This is a genomic window from Methylomicrobium sp. Wu6, from assembly GCF_035916875.1.
GTDB lineage: Bacteria > Pseudomonadota > Gammaproteobacteria > Methylococcales > Methylomonadaceae > Methylomicrobium.
In genome coordinates, this window is record NZ_JAXUHN010000085.1 from 78,575 (window position 1) to 99,121 (window position 20,547).

The window sequence follows — 20,547 nt, forward strand, 5'->3', positions numbered from 1 at the left end:
CAAGCTACAGCGGCCGGCGACATCCGAAAGCTATTTTCTTATAATAATGAAAGTAGCCTCGATGCAGCGCAGCGGAATCGAGGGTTTTGTGGCTTCGATGTTCCTCGATTCCGCAAAGCTCCATCGAGGCTACCTTGCTTTTTGCAGGCGCTGCTTTGCCTGTCCGTCATGCCGTTGTTGACGCCTGTGCTGTATATGCTGGCGTCGACGATGATGTCTGTGTCTTATCAGAGCGTGTTCGGCGGTAAGTCCAGATGAGTTTTACAAGCAGATTATTTCGAGTAACGGAAAGGATTGTCGCAACGTCGACAAGTGTTCGGCGGGCAATTCAAGCACCAGATTGATTTGTTCGGCAAACTGCTGCGCGACGATGCGTCCGTTCAGTTTTTTGAGTAAATATTCCAAGGGCTGTAACTGGCTGTAAGTCACCGCCAACCTGCCGCTTGCCATTTCGATGAAAGGTTCGATATCGGCTTCGTCGATGACCCGTTTGGCAACGTTGCCATAAGCGCGCGTCAAGCCGCCCGCTCCGAGTTTAATGCCGCCGAAGTAACGGACCACCACCAGCAGTACGTCAATCAGGTCTTTGCCTTCCAGATGCTGAAAAATAGGCTTTCCGGCCGTGCCGGACGGTTCGCCGGCATCGTGAAAACGATAAACGAATCCTTGTGGCGTTTTGAGCCGATAAGCATACACAATGTGCGTCGCATCCGGGTATTGACTGTGCAGGTTTTTCAAATGCCGAGTAATCGATTGTTCATCCTTGCAAGGAAAAATCATGCCGATAAAACGCGATTTTTTGATATTGTCTTCAATCGTGTGTTGGGATTTGACACAATACACGCTTCGCTCCGAATCCGTCCTGCAAACCGGGTATGATAACAATACATCCGCATCCTGCCGAAAAAATTCACCATCAGATCGATCGTAACCGCCTGCTTGGTGAGTTTAAACGCCTACTGCCGCTCGCCTCGATTTTGACCGAAGCCGAAGCCTTGCGGCCTTATGAATGCGACGGATTGTCGGTTTATCACTGTCTGCCGTGGCTGGTTCTGCTGCCGGAAACCGTGGATCAGATTCAACAGATCATGCGGATTTGTCATAGCCAAGGCGTTCCGGTCGTGGCGAGGGGCGGCGGTACCGGGCTGGCCGGCGGCGCCTTGCCGCTTGACAATGGCGTGCTGCTTGTCTTGTCGAAGTTGAATAAAATTCTTGAAGTCGATCCTGACAATCGGCAGGCCAGAGTGCAGCCCGGCGTGCGCAATATCGCGGTTTCGGAGGCGGCGCGGCCTTATGGCCTATTCTATGCACCCGATCCGTCGTCGCAGATCGCCTGTACCTTGGGCGGCAATGTCGCGGAAAACTCCGGCGGCGTGCATTGCCTCAAATACGGATTGACCACGCACAATGTGCTGGAAGCAAAAATCGTGACGATGGATGGCGAGTTGGTCACATTGGGTGGCGGCGGATTGGATAGTCCGGGGCTCGACCTGCTTGCATTGATGATCGGCTCGGAAGGACTATTGGGCATCGCGGTCGAGATAACGGTCAAACTGTTGCCCTTGCCCGAAGAGACGCAGGTGTTGCTGGCGGCGTTTGACGATGTCGAAAAGGCAGGGCGGGCGGTCGCCGGGATTATCGAGGCAGGGCTGCTACCCGCCGGTTTGGAGATGATGGATCATGCGATCATCCAGGCAACCGAGGATTTTATCGGCGCGGGCTACCCGCGTGAAGCCGAGGCGATTTTGATCGCCGAATTCGACGGAATGCGAGAACAGGTCGAGGAAGATTTGGCGAACTCGGCCTGCTTACTGAAGGCGTGCGGCGCTTATCAACTAGCTATTGCCAATACCCCGGAGAGCAGGCAGAAAGCATGGGCGGGCCGCAAAGCAGCGTTTCCTGCCGCCGGCCGGATCAGTCCTGATTATTACTGCATGGACGGCACGATTCCGCGCCGCTTTCTGGCCGCTACGTTGAAAAAGATTGCAAAATTATCCGAAGATTACGGATTGGCGGTCGCGAATGTATTCCATGCTGGCGACGGCAATCTGCATCCGCTGATTCTTTATGACGCGGGGAAGCCCGGCGAACTCGACAGGGCCGAGCAACTGGGCGGGGCGATTCTGGGTCATTGCGTCGCCGTTGGTGGCACGATTACCGGCGAGCATGGTGTTGGCATCGAAAAGTTGAATCAAATGTGTTTACAGTTTTCGGCAAGCGAATTGATGCAGTTTCAGGCGCTTAAACGCGCATTCGACCCGCAAGGTTTGTTGAATCCCGGCAAGGCAATTCCAAGTCTGCACCGCTGCGCGGAATGGGGGGCGATGCACGTGCATCAGGGCAACTTGCGTTTTCCGGATATTGAACGGTTTTAGGCTCGAGTTGTGCGATCTAAACCCGGCTTTGTTGCGGTGGTCATATCAATTGGCCAAGCCCGAAAGCACCCAGATAGGTTGTAATAAAATACAGCAAGGCGAGAATAACGCTCGCGAATATATTGATTTCAATGACTTTTTTGAATATGTAGGCGACCAGGGTAAAATCCCAGAAGATCAGTGCAAACAGGATGTAGTAGCTGAAGGGATCGTCGCTGACGGTCAACCAGATCATCACCGGTATGATGAACAATGCGACGACATTCGCGCAGAGCATCATTGCGGTCGTGACCTGCACGAAGCCGTACAGCGTTTTATTAAAAAACATCATCAGGCCGATAAAGAGCAGGGTCAAGCCAGTTTCGATCGTGACTTCGTAAAATGACTCGAATGGGTCATCGGTCATGTTGGCCTGCAGGAAATACTCGATCAGGTAATAGAAAATCAGATTCTGTTTAAAAAAACTGGCCGATCGAGTCAATTCGAGGGGGTTGTGCCGGAACCAGCATAAAGGCAGATATTGCCTGATGATGTCGACGGTTGCCATGGCGATTCTGACAGGTTAAGGAAGGGGCCGGCTGGAAATAATCGTCTACAATAGCTCCTTGGGGCCTTTGCTGTCCGAAAAAATATCGAAGAGTTGCGCATTGTAGGCGCTGAACGTATCGTTCAGGGACTGCACGAGATCCTTGGTTTTTCCCGTTAAATGGGTCAGCCGACTTTTGGTTTTTTTATTCCAGAGGGCTGGTTCGGAAACCGGTAGCATCATGCGTGAAAAAGTCAGGTTTTTTTCAAACAAACCGGCCAGATTTTCGAGCAGATTCAGTTCTTTTTGGCGGTTGTTCAACTGAGTGATGATCGGCCTGGCGTGCAACCGACTGAAGATCAGGTGAATTGGCGTCATGATTGCGATCAGCACGAGGATCGTGATAGGCCCTAAAATCGGATCGATCAGCGTGGCCAAGACGATGCCGGTGTTGATTTCCGCAAACAATGCCAGCACGATGAACAGGCTGAGCACCAGCAGGCTGGACATATTGACCCGATCTTTCCAGGTGGCGAGGGCTTTTTTGACTTCCGGAATCACGACGTTTTCGATTTCGGCGATGTTGTCTTCGAGTGCCTGCAAAACGCGGTAAGTACGATCGTAGCCGACATTGGCGAGACGCTGATCAATCACGCTGAAATCAACTTTGCCGGGTTGTGGAATGAAGCCGGTTTCCTGACTCGGCAAAAGCATGAACTGGCCTGAAGAAATGCCGAGATCGGCTAGGCGCCGTTGCCAGGTAGAGATGATTTCGCCGGTTCTGGCGGAATTCAATGCGGCCGGCGCATCGATCAGGTAAACCAGTTTATTGGTATCCTGGTGCAATTGAATCTGTGTGATCAAATGATCCAGCAAAGGCGACGGCGTTTCGAAAGCATCGGTAAAGACGAACACCGTGTCGGAGTTTTCGATCGCATAAGAGATCAAAAAAGAGGTGACCGCGTTGGCCGGAGTCGCGCTGATGCTGGGGGCTTCGATGAACAGCTTGCCTTTCAGGTGGTCGCTCGGCAGCGTTTTGAGTTCCAGATAGGCGTTGACGCGGCTGCCTTCGCCCCGCTGCAATTGCTCGATCTTGTGGCTGATTTGATAAAACGGGAAGCGATGATCGACATCAAGCGCGGTGCCGGGCAAGATGGTCGGGCTGGTCTGGTTGTTGTGCAGCAGGACCGAAAATTTGTTATGGGAGGTTTGCAGGCCGGTTAACTGCAAATCGGAACCGAAATAACTGTTTATGAATTTCGACTTGGCGTTTGAATTGCCGCCGATCAAACTGACGATCGGCCACCAGGAGCTTTTGGTCGCGGTGGTGCCATCCGCTTCGATCAGGCCGAGGTCGTATTCCAGTTGATCGAGTTCATGAAAGACTTTCGATGTTTTTTGTAAAATCGGGCTGTCGCTGGCGAAAAATTTTTCCAGATTTGACAGGTATTTGCTTACAGTCTTTTCAGTCATTGTCTTCACACCGGTTTGTTAAATTTATTATTCTTGGTATAAAAAGCCGGATGCTTGGAGCCATGTGCCGGGAGAGGCACTGATCTTAGCGTTCAGTATCCCGGATGTCATGGTTGACCGCATAGGGCTAGCTACCGGTTTGTTAAGCCGTGTTTTACGGTTGTTAACTCATCTTACCGTTATTTTTTTAGACATGAGTGCTTAACGAAGCGGTTACAAAAACCGTTGCTCCCTGCTTGGAAAGAAAGCCGTAAAAAGAGCGTATTAGTATGATGATACAAAAAATGGAGCAAATATTAAAGGTATTTTATTGTCAAATGATTGGTAGCGGCTGGGCCTCGAAGGCGATCGTCGGCTTGATGCGGAACTTGGTTTTAACCGATCGCCGCATTGAAAAGTCTTTTTTTATCAAGGGTTTGTGTTTTATCTGGCGCTTCCGTCAAGCCGTGAGAGTCGATTGATTCGTATATTTTTATCCACCGTAGGCGGCGAATTTGTGTATATTTGTCGAGTTTTAACCGGGCCGGTTATCGTCCTATCACGTTCGAATGGCTGATCATCCATGAAGCTGCCGTACTTTCTTCGCTTGTTTAGAGTGATTCTGGTCGTCCTGTTACAGGGATGCACGCTGCCGTATGTTGGCGATTTCGGGGGCACTGGACTGAGTAAAGAAGAGTTTGCGCACTATGTCGAAGAGGTGTTCCGCTTTCAAAACCGGATGACCAGCGAAGTGATGATGCTGACGGAGGCAGATGAGGGCGGTAATTTTACCGACGTATTGAAGGCCGAACAACATATGCAGCAGGTCTGTGCACCGTTGAATGAATATGTATCCCGTGATATTGACGGACTCGGCAGCGGTCTGACATTGCGGCGTCAAGTCGTCAAAACGGCCCTTGATTGTGACCACGCCGCGCATGAAGTCGAGGTGTTGTTGAAACGTTAGGTAGGCCGATCGGTTTAGGGGGCAGCTAGTGTTGCGGAAACGGGGTTTATGGGTGATTTTTCATTCTCCCATCTCGTAGGTATTGCGTCCTTTCAGCCGCACCGGTTGCAAAATGGTGGGCTGCGGCGGTCTGCTCTGGTCGATCTCGGGATAATCCAGCGTGTAATGCAGGCCGCGGCTTTCCTTGCGCAACATAGCGCTGCGGATGATCAATTCGGCGACGATCACCAAGTTTCGCAGTTCGAGCAGGTCGCTGGTGACACGGAAATTGCCGTAATACTCGGCGATTTCTTTTTTGAGCAGTTCGACGCGGTTCCGCGCCCGGTGCAGTCGTTTGTCGGTTCTGACGATACCGACATAGTCCCACATGAAGTTTCTGAGCTCGTTCCAGTTGTGCGATACGACGACTTCTTCATCGGAATCGGCGACCATCGATTCATCCCAGGCCGGAAGCAAAGGCGGCGGGGCAATCTCTGGCAGTTTCCTGGCCAGATCGATATGCGCGCGCTCCGCGAACACCAGGCATTCGAGTAGCGAGTTGCTGGCCATCCGGTTCGCGCCGTGCAGGCCGGTGCAGGCGACTTCGCCGATCGCGTAAAGATTGGCGATATCGGTGCGCGCATAGCTGTCGGTCAATACGCCGCCGCAGGTGTAATGGGCTGCCGGCACCACCGGAATCGGCTGTTTCGTAATGTCGATATCGTATTCGAGGCACTGTTGGTAAATGGTCGGGAAGTGCTCGCGGATGAAGGCTTCGGGCTTGTGGCTGATGTCAAGATAGACGCAGTCGATGCCCCGCTTTTTGATCTCGGCGTCGATCGCGCGGGCGACGATGTCGCGCGGCGCGAGTTCGCCGCGTGGATCATAGTTTTGCATGAACGGAGACCCGTTGGGCAGGATCAGTTTGCCGCCTTCGCCGCGGACTGCTTCGCTGATCAAAAATGCGCGCGCCTCGGGATGATACAGGCAGGTCGGATGAAACTGCATAAACTCCATGTTGCTGACCCGGCAGCCCGCGCGCCAGGCCAATGCAATGCCGTCGCCGGTCGAGCTTTGCGGATTGGTGCTGTAGAGATACACTTTATTTGCGCCGCCGGTCGCCAATACCACGGCGCGTGCGGCGATCGTTTTGACCTGTTGTTTTTGGGTGTTCAGGACATACGCGCCGAGAATGCGTCTGCCGATCGGGCTGGCGCTGTCAGAGCATGAGCCGGTAATCAGTTCGACAACGTTATGATTTTCAAGAAGATCGATATTGGCATGTTCGCGCGCGCGTTCGATCAGCGATAAGGAGACTGCCTTGCCTGTCGCATCGGCGGTATGCACGATGCGCCGATGCGAATGACCGCCCTCGCGGTGCAGGTGCAATTTTAATTCGCCGGATTCGGTTTCTTCCTCGGTAAAGACCACGCCCTGGCTGCGCAGCCAGTTGATCGAGCTTTTGCCGTGCGTCACGGTTAATCTGACGATATCCGGGTCGCAAAGCCCGGCGCCGGCATCCAGGGTGTCCTCGATATGCGATTCGATCGAGTCTTCGGCGTCGAACACGGCGGAAATGCCGCCTTGTGCGTAAAAAGTGCTGCCTTCGGTTAACGCGAATTTCGAGAGTACCGCGAGTTTAATCCCATGTTCGGCTAATTTTAAGGCTAAACTTAAGCCGGCGCCGCCGCTGCCAACGATTAATACGTCATAAGGTGTTGCTGAATTGTGCATCTAAAATTACAGGAAGGTATGCGGAATGGGTAATCAGGCGTTGATCAGTGGTTTTGCGGCTCTGGGCAAACAGCAATGAATTTGATTGAATTGAAGCTATAATTAATCAACGGCTTATGTTCTTGGTATGCGGCGTCGCAAGGATAAATGAGTATCTGTGCAAGGGCCGGACTGGCTTAGTTGGCAAGCATGATGGATAATAACGGTTTTTACCGTGATAGCAATTTTTTTTGTCACAGCAGAACTAATGCGGTTTAATTCTGTCCATTCTACCATCCAAGAACACAAGTGAAGAGTCATTCAAGGGCTAGCGAACAATTGGACGAAGACTTGGTATTGCGCGTACAGCAGGGCGATAAGTCCGCGTATGACCTTTTAGTGATCAAGTATCAGCATAAAATCGTTCAATTGGTCAATCGCTATGTTAAAGATCCTAGCGAGTCTCAGGATGTCGCGCAGGAGGCTTTTATCAAAGCCTACCGGGCGCTGGGCAGCTTTCGAGGTGAAAGTGCTTTCTATACCTGGCTCTATCGGATCGCAATCAATACCGCGAAAAACTATCTGATGTCGAGATCAAGACGGAATGTCGACATGCAGATAGACGTCCAGGATGCGGAAGTCTATGAAAATCTGCCTCAACTGCATGGCCAGGAAACGCCCGAAAGGGAACTGCTCAGCCGGGAAATCGTCGAGACAATCAAAACGGCGATTGCAAAATTGCCTGAAGAAATGCGGGTGGCCATTATGCTGAGGGAGTTTGAAGGAATGAGTTATGAGGAGATTGCTCAGGCGATGGATTGCCCAGTTGGTACGGTGCGTTCACGCATTTTTAGAGCGCGTGAAGCGATCGATAATAAATTAACCCCCTTGCTCGATTGACGGTGATATTCGATGCATGAAGATCTAATGCAAAAAATTTCTCAACTTCTGGACGATGAGCTTCCTCAAAAAGAAGCCTTGAGTCTCTTGCAAAAAATACGGACCCGTTCCGATTTGAACAACAAGATGCGCCGTTATGAGGCAATCACTTACGCAATCAAAAACCACGAGATGTCGGTATCGTCAACGTCCGATTTCGTTGCCTCGGTCAGTAGCCGGATTCAGCGCGAGCCGACTTACATGATTCCGAATGCGGAGCGCCGTGTGGTTCGAGAACGGCGTCTTACGCGCTCGCATAAAATTGCTGCCACAGCGGCATCGGTCGCGATAATTGCGTTTGTCGCCCACACGCAGCGTCACGAACCGGCCAGTAATATTCAGGTTGCCACGGCTAAACCGCCGGTCAAGCAAGTCCCGCAAATGGCCGAAATAGAAACGCCTCGAGATTCTTATCCGGTCAATCAACAAATCAACGATTATTTGCAGGCCCACAGCAGCATTTATACTACTAATGATCAGGCTGGTTTTCAGCCCTATGCACAAGTTACTCATTACAGTCAAAAATGACCGTGGTTGTTCGCTTTATCCTGCTATTTTTCTTCTCAATCGGATCGGCTTCAGCTGAAGACAGTAAATTAACCGCGAAGCAAATCCTGGCAAATATGATTCAGGCCATGGGGGCTCTCAATTACGAGGGCACCGTCGTGTTTTTGCGCAACAGCAAGCTCGAAACGATGAAATATTTTCATGCGGCGGAGCAAGGCAGGGAGCAGGAGCGGTTGGTATCGTTGAATTCGCCCTTGAGGGAAGTCGTCAGAAATGGCGATCAGGTTAGTTGCCGATACAATGACACGCAAACCGTCGTTTTCGACCATAGGCCCTACGAGCGTTCGTTTTTGGTCAACTTTTCGAGAAGTCTTGATGAGCTGGCCAACCTTTATGACTTTGCGCTGTCCGGCGAAGAAGATGTGGCGATGTTTCCGGCCTATGTCATCGATATTCGGCCGAAAGACGAATTTCGTTACGCGCGGAGGATTTGGGTAGAAAAGCTACAGTTTTTGCCGCTGAAGGTCGCGGTGTATGATCTTTCCGGCGCGCTTCTCGAACAAGTGGTGTTTACCGAGCAGCATGTCAAGGAAGCATTGCCTTTTAGCGAGGTGCAGTCGGCGAATGCCAATTCGCAAAGCCAAGCGATAAAAGACAATAATCCCGGCAAGCTGCGGTTCATCGTTACGAATCCGCCCGTCGGATTCAAAGAAATATATTTTGCGCGCAGAACAATGCATGATTCTCGTTTACCCGTTGATCATTTGCTGATGACTGATGGTTTGGCGTCGATTTCGGTGTATATGGAAAACAAAAATCCCGACTTGGCGTCAGGTCCGAGGTCAGTCGGTGTGGTCAACTTCTATAGCCGCAATCTCGATGATTATCAGGTCACGGCGATGGGCGAAGTACCGCCGTTAACGGTGAAAACCATTGCCGAAGGCATCGGGATTAAATACGGCAGCCGTTGAGGCCTTCCAAAGGTCAGGCATTTGGGCAGGCCTCAAGCGAAGGAGTTATTTTTTGAGTTTTTACTGTGTACACGGCCCTACAGGCCATCGGTAGCATGGCTGGTAGGTGATCAATTTTATGTTATTGGAAGTAGAGATTTTTATGCTTAAAAGGCTTGGTTGGTGTGTTTTTCTGGTCTTTTTGTTCAGTCACGAGGTTTACGCGCAGCTGCCTGATTTTACCGAAATGGTCAAAAAAAATGGTGTAGCGGTCGTCAATATCAGTACTACCCAAAAAGCATCTCCGGAAACCAGCAGTCTTCCCCAGGAACAGCAACTGCCCGAAGACTTGCCGCCCGAAATGGAAGAGTTTTTTAAACACTTTTTCAATGCGCCCGGTGGTGATTCCGTCCCCAGGGATACGCAGTCGCTGGGTTCGGGATTCATCATCTCGACGGATGGTTATGTACTGACCAATCACCACGTCGTAAAGGATGCCGACGAGATTGTTGTCAAGTTAACCGATAGAAGAGAGCTGGTCGCAAAACTGGTTGGCTCCGATGCGCGCACCGATGTGGCGTTATTGAAAGTGGATGCGAAAGACTTGCCGATAGTGACGATCGGTTCGCCGGAAAAATTACAAGTCGGCGAATGGGTGCTCGCGATCGGCTCACCTTTCGGCTTCGAACAGTCGGTGACAGCCGGTATTGTCAGCGCGAAAGGGCGCAGTCTGCCCGGCGGCAATTATGTGCCGTTCATTCAGACCGACGTCGCGATCAATCCAGGCAATTCCGGCGGCCCCTTATTTAACATGGAAGGTGAGGTCGTCGGCATCAATTCGCAGATATATAGCCGGACCGGCGGTTTCATGGGCTTGTCATTCGCGATCCCGATGGATGTCGTGATGAATGTCGTCGACCAGATCAAAACGAAGGGCAAGGTGTCGCGGGGTTGGCTGGGTGTGCAGATTCAGGATGTGACCCGCGAATTGGCCGAGTCGTTCGGCATGAAGCGTCCGCATGGCGCGCTGGTCGCGAAAATCGTGCCAGGCAGTCCCGCCGAAAAAGCGGATATTCAGATTGGCGATATCATCACTGAATTCAATGGACACGAAATCGAATCCTCGGGCGAATTGCCGCCGATGGTCGGTATGACTCCGATCGACGAAAAAGCGGAACTCAAGCTGATACGGCAGGGCGAGACGAAGACCGTGTCGATCCGGATTGGACTCTTGCCTGAGCAGGAAGAGAAATTGGCGGATGTCGGCGGCAAAGGCGAAGCAAAACCCGACAATAAACTCGGCATCTCGGTGACCGAATTGACCTCCGAGCAACGGGAAGCGCTTGAAATCGCGAAGAATGGCGTGCTCGTGAAAAGTGTCGGCAAGGGACCTGCGAAAGATGCCGGTATTCAACCGGGCGATGTGATCCTGCGCATTCAGAGCAGCGTGATCAAAAATGTCGCCGATTTTTCTAAGGTTGTCAAAAATCTACCGGAAGGGAAATCGATTGCTTTGTTGGTTCAACGCCGCGGCAATCCGGTATTCCTGGCGCTGAAAATAGGCAAGTAATTAAACTTGTTTTTTGTCCTCGGACCAACCTGCATGTGCTGGTTGGTCTGGGCTGCCTTCCTGATTAAACCCTAAACTTTTATCAAAAAATCCTTGAAGCGGTAATGCATTTGATCGGTAATGGCTGCGATCCGGTCTTCCGTATAGGGTGTGCGGTCAAATCTTCCCCAGACAGGCGCGGGCCATGCCGCATCGTTTTTGTATCTGACGATATGGTGAATATGAAGCTGCGGCACCAGGTTGCCGATCGCGGCGATATTCATTTTGTCTGCCCGGTACAGGTCCGCGAGATTTTCAGTGAGAAAACTCGACTCCTCCGTTATCCTCATCCGATCGAGCTTGCTGAGTTGATATATTTCGGTCAGATCGGATTTTTCCGGCACCAAAATAAACCAGGGATAATGGCTGTCGTTCATCAGCAGGAGTCGGCATAAGCCGAAACGGCCGAGCGTGATACAGTCTTCCGACAAGCGGGGATGCAATGTAAAGGCTGGATTCATGCGGATTGGGATTCCTGATGTATGGGAAGCGAGAGGCGTTCCATTAAATAGCATAGGCAATCCTGCTGGATTACGCGTTCGTCCAATGTCAGCATCGAAGGCATGGTCCGCCGGGTGATTTGCAAATTGCCGTTGTTCAAGTTAAAAAACTGATCGGTCACGTTATTTCCCTGTTCATCTTGCGCAAGCAAGGGCGACATCCTGGCATGGCGTGCTTGGCCAAAAATCGTGCCCGGCGCAATCTCGGTAAAATTCATCCGCTCCAGATCGTCGTTCAATAGTAAATCGCAATCGCTACGCGTAAAGCTGAACGAAACGGCGTCGGAGACCTTGACCTGCGCGACCGTATGAAACAGGTCGATGTCGCGGGCATGCATCGGCTGTTCCGGCAGTGCGGACAGGTGCAGGCAACTGTCCAGAAATTCAAACGCATGATCTACGCCGTGCTGTTGACCGGGGCGTCCACACTCGAGAGTCACCGACGGGCATAATTCGGCGAATGCGGCGGATTGCACGCCTGTCGGGCGCCTGAAATAAACGACCAAACGGCCAAATAATGCGGCCAGTTGCATAAAGCCGTTATCGAGACGGTTGATGCAAGCATAATGCGGGTTGAGGCCGGTGTTGTTGTGCACGTCGATGCTCGCAAAGACCCGGTGTGACCGCATCACGGCTAAGACGTCTGCGGCCATTGCGGTTTCCGCGGAGGCAGGCAATTCGGTGCCCGGCCAGATCCGGTTGTAATCGGGCTGATGCTCCAGCCGCCTGACATTTTGCGCGGCCGCATCAACATTGCCGAAAAACAATGCCAGCGACCTTGGTAATTCGCGGTGCCTGTATTTGATGAGCAGCCGCTGCAGCGCCAGAAAACCGGTCGGTTCATTGCCGTGCAGCAATACCGAGATGAACAACGGCTCCGCCAGCTTGCCCTGCAAATGTATCAGCGTGGGTTTCGGCAAGAGGGTTCGCAGATGGATCGGATCGGTTTCCAACAATCCGGCCGGCACGGCATTCAATTGATGAAAAAGTTGATTCGTCATTGCCATTCGCCGACCGGTTTGCCGCTGCTCTGGTTTTTTAGGTAAGTTCGGGTCATTTCCACAAAATCCCGTTGATGCTCTTTTGCATAGCGCCGCTGCCAGTCGCTGCCGTTCTGTTTGTTCGCGAGGCGCTGGCGGATGATGTCTAAATAATCGCCAATGTCGGAAGCACTGACGCCGAATGGTTTTAAACCCTCGAACGCCCGCGGTAACAGCTCCGTCCGTAAGAGATGGTCCATTCTATGCCGCGCGCCGTCAAACCAGACTATCGTGCCATCGAGCCCGTGACGGGCGGCCAGATAAAAATTGTCCTTCGCTTCCGGAAAAGTGAGTGGCAGCCCTTGGTTGCATATCTGCTCGCAAATGTTTTGTGTGAGACCGAAATAAAACGCCGCATTCGCGATCGCATCGAGCGGTGTCGGACCGGAGGCGGGCGTCCGATGTTCAATGCGGAGATGCGGCGTGCCGTCCGCGTCGAATCCGACCAACGGCCTGTTCCAGCGCCAGATCGTGCCGTTGTGCAGACGCAAATGCGTAAACGATGCGGCGTCGGTATCCTGAGTGACCGGCAGCAAGACTGGAAAATGCGCTAGATTTTCTTCAAAACATTCGATCACCGAATGCCGCAGATAGCCCGAGCCGAAGCTGACCCGGTGCAGCGGACCTCGTGCCGCGCCTGCGTAACCGCCCGTTTCGACAGCCTGCTCGAACAGCGGAATCCGGGTTTCATGCCAGAGTTCCCTGCCGAACAAAAACGGCGAATTGGCACTGATTGCGACAACCGCCGCGGAAGCGATGATCGACGCATTATAAAAATGATGTGCAAGGTCCAACGGCAACTGAATGTGCGTCTGAAACGACGTAGTCGCCGATTCCAGCATCACGTCGTGATGCTCGATTTTCAGATGCTCCGTGCCGCTGATGTCGATATGAATCGGCTTCCCGCGCGCCTGTAGGATTTGCTCATTCAATGCCTTGTAGCGGTGCATGTCGGACATGTTGCCGAGATGCAGATCGCTTTGCGCAAGCGTTGGCAAAATGCCGATCATTACCGCGCTATGGTTCATGCTTTCGGCATGTCGGCCGGCGTTTTGCCAAATGCGCTCCAATTGGGCATGCAGGAGGCTGAACACATTGTCGGTCAATGGCGCCGGCTCGCAATTCAGCTCGAAATTAAACTTGGCGAGTTCGGCGCTGGCCAGTGGATCGTTCAGTGTCGCCAGATACTGCTGATTGACAGGCGCCGGACGCATCGCCGCATCGACCAGCCAGGCCTCGATCTCGAAGCCGGCGACAGGTTGCCGATTCGAACAGGATTTCCGGTCAATCATCTGTTTGAGCAGAGCCGTTTCCTGGGCGAGCTTCTGACGGAAGGCGATAAAGTCGACTGCTTCAAATTCGGTCAGAGTGATTTCTTGTCCCATGGTGGCATACGGGCTATCGGCGGTGTCCCATCATACGGACTTTTAAAAGTTAGCGTCAATGATCCGAATTATGTTTCGCCTATGAAGGCTTCCATTTGTTTCCAGCGGTTCACGATCTTGCAGAATAACGTTGCGGTCATTTCCGCATCGTAAAGCGCCGAGTGTGCTTTCTCATTGTCCCACTCGAGGCCGGCGGCCTTGGCAACTTTAGCTAATACAGTTTCCTGGTATGCGAGCCCTCCCAGCGTAGCCGTGTCGAAACTGCTGAACGGGTGAAACGGGCTGCGCTTGTTTTGCGTGCGCTGAATCGCCGCATTCAAAAAATTCAAATCGAAGGCCGGGTTATGGCCGACCAGAATTGCGCGGGTACACAGGTTGCGTTTGACCGCATGGCGGATCGGTTTGAAAATCATATGCAGCGCTTCGTCTTCGTCGATCGCCATCCGAAACGGATGGTACGGATCGATGCCGTTGAATTTGAGTGCGGATTCGTCGAGCTCGGCATTTTTGAACGGAATCACATGCGTCGAATAGCGTTCGGTGATTTCCAGATTGCCATCGGCATTGAATTCTACGAGCACTGCCGCAATTTCTAATAAGGCATTTTTCTTGGGGTTAAAGCCGGACGTTTCTATGTCTATAATTACCGGCAGGTAGCCTCTAAAGCGTCGATCGATAGGGATTGCGTGCGTTTCCATTTAAGGTTGAATTATAAGGGGGCAGAATAAGTTTGTTGATAAGAAGTCGCGATGAAGAGACTCGAAGAGTTGTTACATTTGTGATATGTTACGCGTAGTTTTGCGGTATTGGAACCTTAGCGAAATCAAGAGTGAATGAAATGCAAAAGTTTAAAATAATAATGAAAGGCGTTGTATTCGGTTTGGCGACGCTGGCGACCGCTTGCGCGACGACGTCAAAAGATGCTCGGGATCCGTACGAAGGTTGGAATCGGGGGGTGCAGAACTTTAATGATAACCTTGATGACTATGTCATGAAACCGGTCGCGAAAGGTTATCAATGGATCACGCCATCGTTCGTCGATCGTGGTATTACCAACTTTTTTAGCAATATCGATGATATTGGCGTGACGGTCAATGATTTGCTGCAAGGAAAACTGATGCAGAGCGGCCAGGACGGCGCGCGTTTTCTGGTTAACACGACTGCCGGTGTGGCGGGCTTCGTCGATGTCGCTTCGATGATCGACTTGCAGAAACATGATGAAGATTTCGACCAGACCTTGGGTTATTGGGGGTTGCCGTCCGGCCCCTATCTGGTGTTGCCGCTGTTCGGGCCCAGTTCACCGCGCGGGGTGGGCGGCTTGATCGGCGATGCGGCGATGAACCCGATCAGTTATGTCGGCTTAGGAGTGTCTTCCGGTGTTTCTACCGCTATTTCCGGCGGGCTCTTTGCGACCAATGCGATCGATGCGCGCGCCGACAATCTGAGTGCCGAAAAAATCGCAACGGAGGCGGCGGTGGATCGCTACGATTTTTTCAAGAATGCGTATTTGCAGCAGCGTGAATATCTGGTCCATGACGGAAAGATTCCGGAAGATAAGAAACATGAAGAATATAATTTTAATATAGACGAGGAACTGGATAAGGAGTTGGCCCCTCCGGTCAGACCTTATTAATAAAGGGCTTTAATCTTTAGGATAATCGCTATTTCTCGGGCGGCTTTCGCGATTGCGCAAGAGTCGTCTTTTTTCGCTATCCTCCCGAGAGGAGGGAGGTCGCCCTTTTGGATGCAGGCTTACGTACCTGTGATTGAAAAATGCATTGGCCGGGTGATCTTTATGCGAGGCGAGCAATTATGCCCAGACCGATCGTGGATTACATTATCATTGGCGCGGGCTCGGCCGGCTGTGTGCTTGCAGCCCGGCTCAGCGAAGAGCCGGGTTGCCGTGTGCTGCTGCTCGAAGCCGGAGGCGAGGATACGGCGGCGATAATCCAAACACCGGCGCGTTTCGCCGAGTTGCAGGACAGCCCCTACGATTGGGGCGATAGAACTCAGCCGCAGCCGGCTATGCAAAACCGGCGTATTTTTTTGCCGCAAGGCAAGGCGTTCGGCGGTTCGAGCTCGATCAATTACATGATCTATATTCGCGGCAACCGCAACGATTACGATCATTGGGCCCGCCTCGGCAATAGCGGCTGGAGCTACGACGAGGTATTGCCCTATTTCATTAAATCCGAAACAAACGCAATGTTTCAGGATCGTTACCATGGCGCGTCAGGCCCTCTGCGCGTTTCCAGCCATTCCCGCTTAAACCCGATTACCGAGCGATACCTCGCCGCCGCGCAGGAAGCCGGCATTTCATTTAATCCTGATTTTAACGGCGAAAGCCAGGACGGCTGCGGTCCCTTGCAGCGTACGATCGACAAAGGCGAACGCTGTAGCGCGGCAAAGGCCTATTTGCATCCGTTCCGTTCACGTCAGAATCTGACTGTGCTCAGCCATGCGCGCGCCACCAAGCTGTTGTTCAATGGCCGGCACGCAATCGGCGTGCAATATTTGCATAATGGCGTGATCGAGCAGGCCTATTCCAGTGCCGAAATCATTGTCGCTACCGGCGCCTTGCGTTCGCCGCATCTCTTGATGTTGTCAGGGATTGGTCCGGCTTCGGAACTGGAAACGTTGGGCATCAAGGTACTGCATGATGCGCCGGAGGTCGGCAAAAATCTACAGGATCATATTCATGCCAGGGTACGCTGCGAACTGAGCCAGCCGTTGACCTTCGCGCCGCTGCCCGGGGGCGAGAAAGCCTTGGCGCAGCAGCAATACGACCGCGAAAAAACCGGGCCGTTGGCTTCGAATTTTCTCGAAGCCGGCTGCTTTGTCAAAAGTCGGCCGGATGTCGATTATCCCGATTTGCAATTGTTTTTGTTCGGCAATTTGACGCCCGAGTATCCCGAAGCGGGCACGCCCACGCGTCACGGCATCGCGCTGACCGCCTATGTGAACAGGCCGCGCAGCAGGGGGCAGGTTGCCTTGGCTTCCGCCGATCCGTTGGATCGGCCGCGTATCGATCCCTGTTATTTTAGCGACACGGATGATCTGCGCTGTTTGGTTGCGGGTGTGCGCTGGAATCTGAGCATTCTTTACGGCAGCGCCTTCGACGATATTCGCGGCGCTGAGTTGTCGCCAGGTATCGACATTCGGGACGATGAGGGCTTGGCGGCATTTGTGAAACGGACCGCGTCAACTACATGGCATCCGACTAGCACTTGCCGGATGGGCGCGGATGCATTGGCGGTCGTCGATCCCGCATTGTGCGTGAACGGCATCGACGGTTTGCGCATCGTTGACGCTTCGGTGATGCCGACCATCGTTAGCGGCAACACCAATGCGCCGGTGATCATGATTGCCGAAAAAGCGGCCGATTTGATCCGCAATTCGACATAATCATTCCCTGCTAATATACGTTCCTCGAGTAGCCGCAGCTTCTCCTTTGTCGCGATACTCATTCATTCGGTTTTCATGACAACAGTGCAAAAATTTAGATTGTACATAGTTATGCAGAGTGATAGAGTCGGCAAATGACGAATCTATGTTCGCCATCTTTTCTCGTCCCTTTGAGGCCGTAGTTAGGAGGTGCATCCATGGCGAGTACGACAGAGCACGATACGGATGAGATTGCCGGCTATATCGGTCGCGCTCGGAAAGCGCAGCAAGGCATAGAAGACTATTCGCAAGAGCAGGCCGATGATTTGGTCAAGGCGGTTTGCTGGGCCGTTGTGCGCCAGGATCATGCGGAGCAACTGGCGAAACTGGCGGTCGATGAGGGCGGATTCGGCAATTACAACGACAAGGTTACCAAGATTCGCAACCGTTGCATGGGTACTTTGGCGGACATTCTGACGGTCAGAACGGTCGGCGTGGTCGAGGAAATTCCCGAAAAAGGCCTTGTCAAAATCGCCAAACCGGTTGGTGTGGTCGCGGCGCTGATACCGACGACCGGGCCTGACGCGACGCCTCCCTTGAAAACACTCCTGGCCTTGAAGGGACGCAATGCAATCATCGTGGCCGCGCATCCGAGAACACAGAAAACTACCGAATTGAGTGTGCGACTGATGCGCGCCGCTTGTGTTCAGGTCGGCGCGCCGGCCGACCTGGTGCAGGTGATCGAAAATTCCTCTCTTGCGAAAACCCAGCGCTTGATGCAGTTGGCCGATCTGATCGTGGCGACCGGCGGCGCGGCGATGGTCAAGGCGGCCTACAGTTCCGGAACGCCGGCCTATGGCGTCGGTGTCGGCAATGCCGTGCATGTGGTCGATGAAACCGCCGATCTCGACGATGCGGCGGCCATGATTGCGGCCGCCAAGCGCCATGATCATGCGACCAGTTGTCTGGCCGATAATGCGGTCGTTGCGCAGGAGTCGATTTATCAGGCATTGCTCGGCAAGTTGCAGCAGGCCGGCGGCCATCTTTGTACGGACGCGGAAAAGTCCAAATTGCAGGCGCTGATGTGGCCGGAACCTGCGGTCCATCTTCCGAGCGCCCTGGTGATCGCGAAATCGGCGCGGCATATTGCCGGGCTGGCGGGTATTGAGGTACCCGATAATTGTACCTTTCTGATCGTCGAAGAGCACGGCGCGGGATCGGATTATCCGTTTTCGGGCGAAAAACTGTCGCCGGTGCTGGCCTTGTATCGTTACCGGGACGGCATCGACAATGCGATTGCCGAAGTCAATGCGATCACGGCTTACCAAGGACAGGGTCATACCTGCGGCATCCATACCGCGAATGAGGCGCATGTGATGGAGTTGGCGATGCGAACCAGGACCGCCCGTGTCATGGTCAATCAAAATCTGAACGAAGGAGCGGGCAGTCCGCGTAACGGCTTGCCCTATACGCTGAGTCTAAGCTGCGGCACTTGGGGCGGTAACATCACAACCGAAAATGTGAATGCCCGGCATATGATCAATTTGACTTGGGTGTCGCGGCCGATTGCGCCGAGAACATTCGATGAAGAGACATTGTTTCAGAGTCATTGGCTGAAGTATTCGCGCTAACCCGGCCGCGCGACGTTGGGTGTATGCCGGTAGAGGGGAGACATGCGCCCTGCTTTGTGTCTTTTAGCCGGAGTATATTGATTCAGGAGGGGGGATGCCCGTTTATCTGCTCAAGTGTCCCGATTGCGGACACCAGTTTCAAAGTCTGGTGCTGAACGGCGCCAAAGTTCCGGGGATTTGGGTCTGTTCGGAATGCGGGAGCCGCGCGGCCGAACCGATAGGCGAGCGGCCGAGCGATTTTCATCCGCTCGAAAAGCCTCACGGCAAGGGCTGCCCTTGCTGCGGAGGCCATTGAGTGAGGTGAGTGGCAAGTCTGCATAGGTATTTATACCTATATGGGTCAAAATATAACTGTGATACTTTCGACTGACGATCTCTGGACGCGCAATCGGATTGAACAGAGGAATTTTTTACTGGATTCACGCGGTGAGCGATCGAATGTCATTCAGAACATTGGGAGCAAGCTATGAATAAGAATAAAGTATTGATTCCAACCAGCATGGTCGGCAACTATCCGAATCCGAGATGGTGGGACGCGGCGTTTGCGAGGCATTTCAAGGGCGATAGGCAGCCGCCTGATGCGCTGGTCCGGGAAGCGCTCGAGGATGCGACCGCCGCGCTGGTGACCGATCAACTGAAGGCAGGGTTGGACATCATCGCGGACGGCAGGCTGCACGGCGACAACTATGCCGATCAGGCGCTGTATTACTACTTTGATCGGCTCGGCTACGATCTGTCGGGCAAGCATTTGGGCTTTCCGATTTACAGCCGACTGCATTCGGCGACCGTGACCCAGGAAATCAAACGCCGCGGCCAGATCATGGTCGAACAGGCGAGGGCGTTGAAGCGGGCGACCGACAAGCCGGTCAAGGTGCAATACACCGGTGTGCAGGTGCTGGCGCAGTGTACGAACGATCTTCATTACTCGAACAGTCGAGACCGCGCGATGGACATTGCGAAGGCGATCAACGAAGATATTCTGGAGGTCGATACACTGGGTGTCGATTATATTCAACTCGACGAATTCACTTGGCCTTATTTCTACGAAGACTGGGCGATAGAAGCATTCAATCGCGCGGTGGCCGGCGTCAAAAACGCGAAAATCGTCTGCCATATCTGCTGGGGCAACTGGGGCGGGACGCCGGCCTATTACCCGGATGAAACTGCATCGGCGGGCGAGGTTTTCGACTTGACCCTGCGTGCGCAAAACGCCAAAAAACCGAATCCGACCTCGTCGGTTGTGCCGAAATCCTACCAGGCCAACATCGACGTCTTCAATATCGAGGGCATCGGCCGTCTGCCGTTCGAGAATTCAGGCCTGGACCTCCTGAAGAAACATCCGATTCCGAAAAACATGATGTTCTGGGCCGGCGTGATCGATGTCAAAAGCACCGTCTGCGAAACGGCCGAGCAGGTTGCCGCGAAGATTCTGCAGCTACTGACCGTGGTGCCGGCAGAGCAATTGGGCGTCACGACCGATTGCGGTCTGATCCTGTTGCAGCGTTACATCTGCCAGGACAAACTGCACGCGCTGGTCGAAGGCGCGAAGATCGTCCGCAAGGAACTTGGAGTGGCTTAACCGGAGCCGCC

The 20,547-nt window shown here is 53.0% G+C and carries 19 protein-coding genes; 11 read left to right on the top strand and 8 right to left on the bottom strand.

Going from position 1 to position 20,547, the window contains the following annotated elements; all coding sequences use genetic code 11:
* Positions 1 to 261 precede the first annotated feature (261 nt).
* Positions 262 to 843, bottom strand: a complete 582-nt coding sequence (locus U2W12_RS13750) for a YigZ family protein (RefSeq protein ID WP_326501263.1) — start codon at positions 841 to 843, stop codon at positions 262 to 264.
* Between the two features lie 32 nt (positions 844 to 875).
* Between U2W12_RS13750 and U2W12_RS13755 the strand changes: the two genes are divergently transcribed.
* Positions 876 to 2,375, top strand: a complete 1,500-nt coding sequence (locus U2W12_RS13755) for an FAD-linked oxidase C-terminal domain-containing protein (RefSeq protein ID WP_326501264.1) — start codon at positions 876 to 878, stop codon at positions 2,373 to 2,375.
* 40 nt (positions 2,376 to 2,415) lie between these two features.
* On the opposite strand, the gene U2W12_RS13760 is transcribed toward U2W12_RS13755, so the two are convergent.
* Together U2W12_RS13760 and U2W12_RS13765 are read right to left on the bottom strand one after the other, a co-directional pair.
* Positions 2,416 to 2,922, bottom strand: coding sequence for a hypothetical protein (locus U2W12_RS13760; RefSeq protein ID WP_326501265.1), 507 nt, complete (start codon positions 2,920 to 2,922; stop codon positions 2,416 to 2,418).
* Between the two features lie 45 nt (positions 2,923 to 2,967).
* Positions 2,968 to 4,374, bottom strand: coding sequence for a hypothetical protein (locus U2W12_RS13765; protein ID WP_326501266.1), 1,407 nt, complete (start codon positions 4,372 to 4,374; stop codon positions 2,968 to 2,970).
* Positions 4,375 to 4,936: 562 nt separating this feature from the next.
* Between U2W12_RS13765 and U2W12_RS13770 the strand changes: the two genes are divergently transcribed.
* Positions 4,937 to 5,320: a hypothetical protein gene (locus U2W12_RS13770; RefSeq protein WP_326501267.1), complete on the top strand. Its 384-nt coding sequence runs from the start codon at positions 4,937 to 4,939 to the stop codon at positions 5,318 to 5,320.
* A gap of 60 nt (positions 5,321 to 5,380) precedes the next feature.
* Here U2W12_RS13770 and nadB read toward each other — a convergent pair whose 3' ends face one another.
* The gene (gene nadB / locus U2W12_RS13775) at positions 5,381 to 7,033 is read right to left on the bottom strand and encodes an L-aspartate oxidase (RefSeq protein ID WP_326501268.1); all 1,653 of its coding nucleotides are present in this window, start codon (positions 7,031 to 7,033) and stop codon (positions 5,381 to 5,383) included.
* 288 nt (positions 7,034 to 7,321) lie between these two features.
* Here nadB and rpoE point away from each other — a divergent pair, with 288 nt between their 5' ends.
* From rpoE to U2W12_RS13795, 4 genes are all read left to right on the top strand, one after another.
* The gene (gene rpoE, locus U2W12_RS13780) at positions 7,322 to 7,912 is read left to right on the top strand and encodes an RNA polymerase sigma factor RpoE (protein WP_326501269.1); all 591 of its coding nucleotides are present in this window, start codon (positions 7,322 to 7,324) and stop codon (positions 7,910 to 7,912) included.
* Between the two features lie 12 nt (positions 7,913 to 7,924).
* Positions 7,925 to 8,479: a sigma-E factor negative regulatory protein gene (locus tag U2W12_RS13785; protein WP_326501270.1), complete on the top strand. Its 555-nt coding sequence runs from the start codon at positions 7,925 to 7,927 to the stop codon at positions 8,477 to 8,479.
* Positions 8,476 to 9,429: a MucB/RseB C-terminal domain-containing protein gene (locus U2W12_RS13790; protein WP_326501271.1), complete on the top strand. Its 954-nt coding sequence runs from the start codon at positions 8,476 to 8,478 to the stop codon at positions 9,427 to 9,429. Before U2W12_RS13785 ends, U2W12_RS13790 begins: the two co-directional genes overlap by 4 nt.
* 142 nt (positions 9,430 to 9,571) lie before the next feature.
* The gene (locus U2W12_RS13795; protein ID WP_326501272.1) at positions 9,572 to 10,978 is read left to right on the top strand and encodes a DegQ family serine endoprotease; all 1,407 of its coding nucleotides are present in this window, start codon (positions 9,572 to 9,574) and stop codon (positions 10,976 to 10,978) included.
* Positions 10,979 to 11,049: 71 nt separating this feature from the next.
* Here U2W12_RS13795 and U2W12_RS13800 read toward each other — a convergent pair whose 3' ends face one another.
* From U2W12_RS13800 to rnt, 4 genes are all read right to left on the bottom strand, one after another.
* A complete protein-coding gene (locus U2W12_RS13800) occupies positions 11,050 to 11,478 on the bottom strand; it encodes an HIT domain-containing protein (RefSeq protein ID WP_326501273.1) in 429 nt (142 codons plus the stop codon).
* A complete protein-coding gene (locus tag U2W12_RS13805; RefSeq protein WP_326501274.1) occupies positions 11,475 to 12,518 on the bottom strand; it encodes a M14 family metallopeptidase in 1,044 nt (347 codons plus the stop codon). The genes U2W12_RS13800 and U2W12_RS13805 overlap by 4 nt, the downstream gene beginning before the upstream one ends.
* A complete protein-coding gene (locus U2W12_RS13810; RefSeq protein WP_326501275.1) occupies positions 12,515 to 13,942 on the bottom strand; it encodes a glutamate--cysteine ligase in 1,428 nt (475 codons plus the stop codon). The genes U2W12_RS13805 and U2W12_RS13810 overlap by 4 nt, the downstream gene beginning before the upstream one ends.
* Before the next feature lie 68 nt (positions 13,943 to 14,010).
* On the bottom strand, positions 14,011 to 14,640 hold the full coding sequence (rnt, locus tag U2W12_RS13815; RefSeq protein ID WP_326501276.1) for a ribonuclease T: 630 nt from the start codon (positions 14,638 to 14,640) through the stop codon (positions 14,011 to 14,013).
* A gap of 140 nt (positions 14,641 to 14,780) precedes the next feature.
* Here rnt and U2W12_RS13820 point away from each other — a divergent pair, with 140 nt between their 5' ends.
* From U2W12_RS13820 to U2W12_RS13840, 5 genes are all read left to right on the top strand, one after another.
* Positions 14,781 to 15,575 (top strand): VacJ family lipoprotein, encoded by a 795-nt coding sequence (locus U2W12_RS13820; RefSeq protein ID WP_326501277.1) that lies wholly within the window; start codon positions 14,781 to 14,783, stop codon positions 15,573 to 15,575.
* Positions 15,576 to 15,754: 179 nt separating this feature from the next.
* Positions 15,755 to 17,347: a GMC family oxidoreductase N-terminal domain-containing protein gene (locus U2W12_RS13825; protein ID WP_326501278.1), complete on the top strand. Its 1,593-nt coding sequence runs from the start codon at positions 15,755 to 15,757 to the stop codon at positions 17,345 to 17,347.
* 197 nt (positions 17,348 to 17,544) lie between these two features.
* Positions 17,545 to 18,957, top strand: coding sequence for an aldehyde dehydrogenase family protein (locus U2W12_RS13830; protein ID WP_326501279.1), 1,413 nt, complete (start codon positions 17,545 to 17,547; stop codon positions 18,955 to 18,957).
* 94 nt (positions 18,958 to 19,051) lie between these two features.
* Positions 19,052 to 19,252, top strand: coding sequence for a zinc ribbon domain-containing protein (locus tag U2W12_RS13835; RefSeq protein WP_326501280.1), 201 nt, complete (start codon positions 19,052 to 19,054; stop codon positions 19,250 to 19,252).
* A gap of 171 nt (positions 19,253 to 19,423) precedes the next feature.
* Positions 19,424 to 20,536, top strand: coding sequence for a cobalamin-independent methionine synthase II family protein (locus U2W12_RS13840; protein ID WP_326501281.1), 1,113 nt, complete (start codon positions 19,424 to 19,426; stop codon positions 20,534 to 20,536).
* Positions 20,537 to 20,547: the final 11 nt, after the last annotated feature.

Coding starts and splice junctions, on each gene's coding strand:
- U2W12_RS13755 (WP_326501264.1), top strand. CDS start 876: ATGATAACAATACATCCGCATCCTGCCGAAAAAATTCACCATCAGATC.
- U2W12_RS13760 (WP_326501265.1), bottom strand. CDS start 2,922: ATGGCAACCGTCGACATCATCAGGCAATATCTGCCTTTATGCTGGTTC.
- U2W12_RS13765 (WP_326501266.1), bottom strand. CDS start 4,374: ATGACTGAAAAGACTGTAAGCAAATACCTGTCAAATCTGGAAAAATTT.
- U2W12_RS13770 (WP_326501267.1), top strand. CDS start 4,937: ATGAAGCTGCCGTACTTTCTTCGCTTGTTTAGAGTGATTCTGGTCGTC.
- nadB (WP_326501268.1), bottom strand. CDS start 7,033: ATGCACAATTCAGCAACACCTTATGACGTATTAATCGTTGGCAGCGGC.
- U2W12_RS13785 (WP_326501270.1), top strand. CDS start 7,925: ATGCATGAAGATCTAATGCAAAAAATTTCTCAACTTCTGGACGATGAG.
- U2W12_RS13790 (WP_326501271.1), top strand. CDS start 8,476: ATGACCGTGGTTGTTCGCTTTATCCTGCTATTTTTCTTCTCAATCGGA.
- U2W12_RS13795 (WP_326501272.1), top strand. CDS start 9,572: ATGCTTAAAAGGCTTGGTTGGTGTGTTTTTCTGGTCTTTTTGTTCAGT.
- U2W12_RS13800 (WP_326501273.1), bottom strand. CDS start 11,478: ATGAATCCAGCCTTTACATTGCATCCCCGCTTGTCGGAAGACTGTATC.
- U2W12_RS13805 (WP_326501274.1), bottom strand. CDS start 12,518: ATGACGAATCAACTTTTTCATCAATTGAATGCCGTGCCGGCCGGATTG.
- U2W12_RS13810 (WP_326501275.1), bottom strand. CDS start 13,942: ATGGGACAAGAAATCACTCTGACCGAATTTGAAGCAGTCGACTTTATC.
- rnt (WP_326501276.1), bottom strand. CDS start 14,640: ATGGAAACGCACGCAATCCCTATCGATCGACGCTTTAGAGGCTACCTG.
- U2W12_RS13820 (WP_326501277.1), top strand. CDS start 14,781: ATGCAAAAGTTTAAAATAATAATGAAAGGCGTTGTATTCGGTTTGGCG.
- U2W12_RS13825 (WP_326501278.1), top strand. CDS start 15,755: ATGCCCAGACCGATCGTGGATTACATTATCATTGGCGCGGGCTCGGCC.
- U2W12_RS13830 (WP_326501279.1), top strand. CDS start 17,545: ATGGCGAGTACGACAGAGCACGATACGGATGAGATTGCCGGCTATATC.
- U2W12_RS13835 (WP_326501280.1), top strand. CDS start 19,052: ATGCCCGTTTATCTGCTCAAGTGTCCCGATTGCGGACACCAGTTTCAA.
- U2W12_RS13840 (WP_326501281.1), top strand. CDS start 19,424: ATGAATAAGAATAAAGTATTGATTCCAACCAGCATGGTCGGCAACTAT.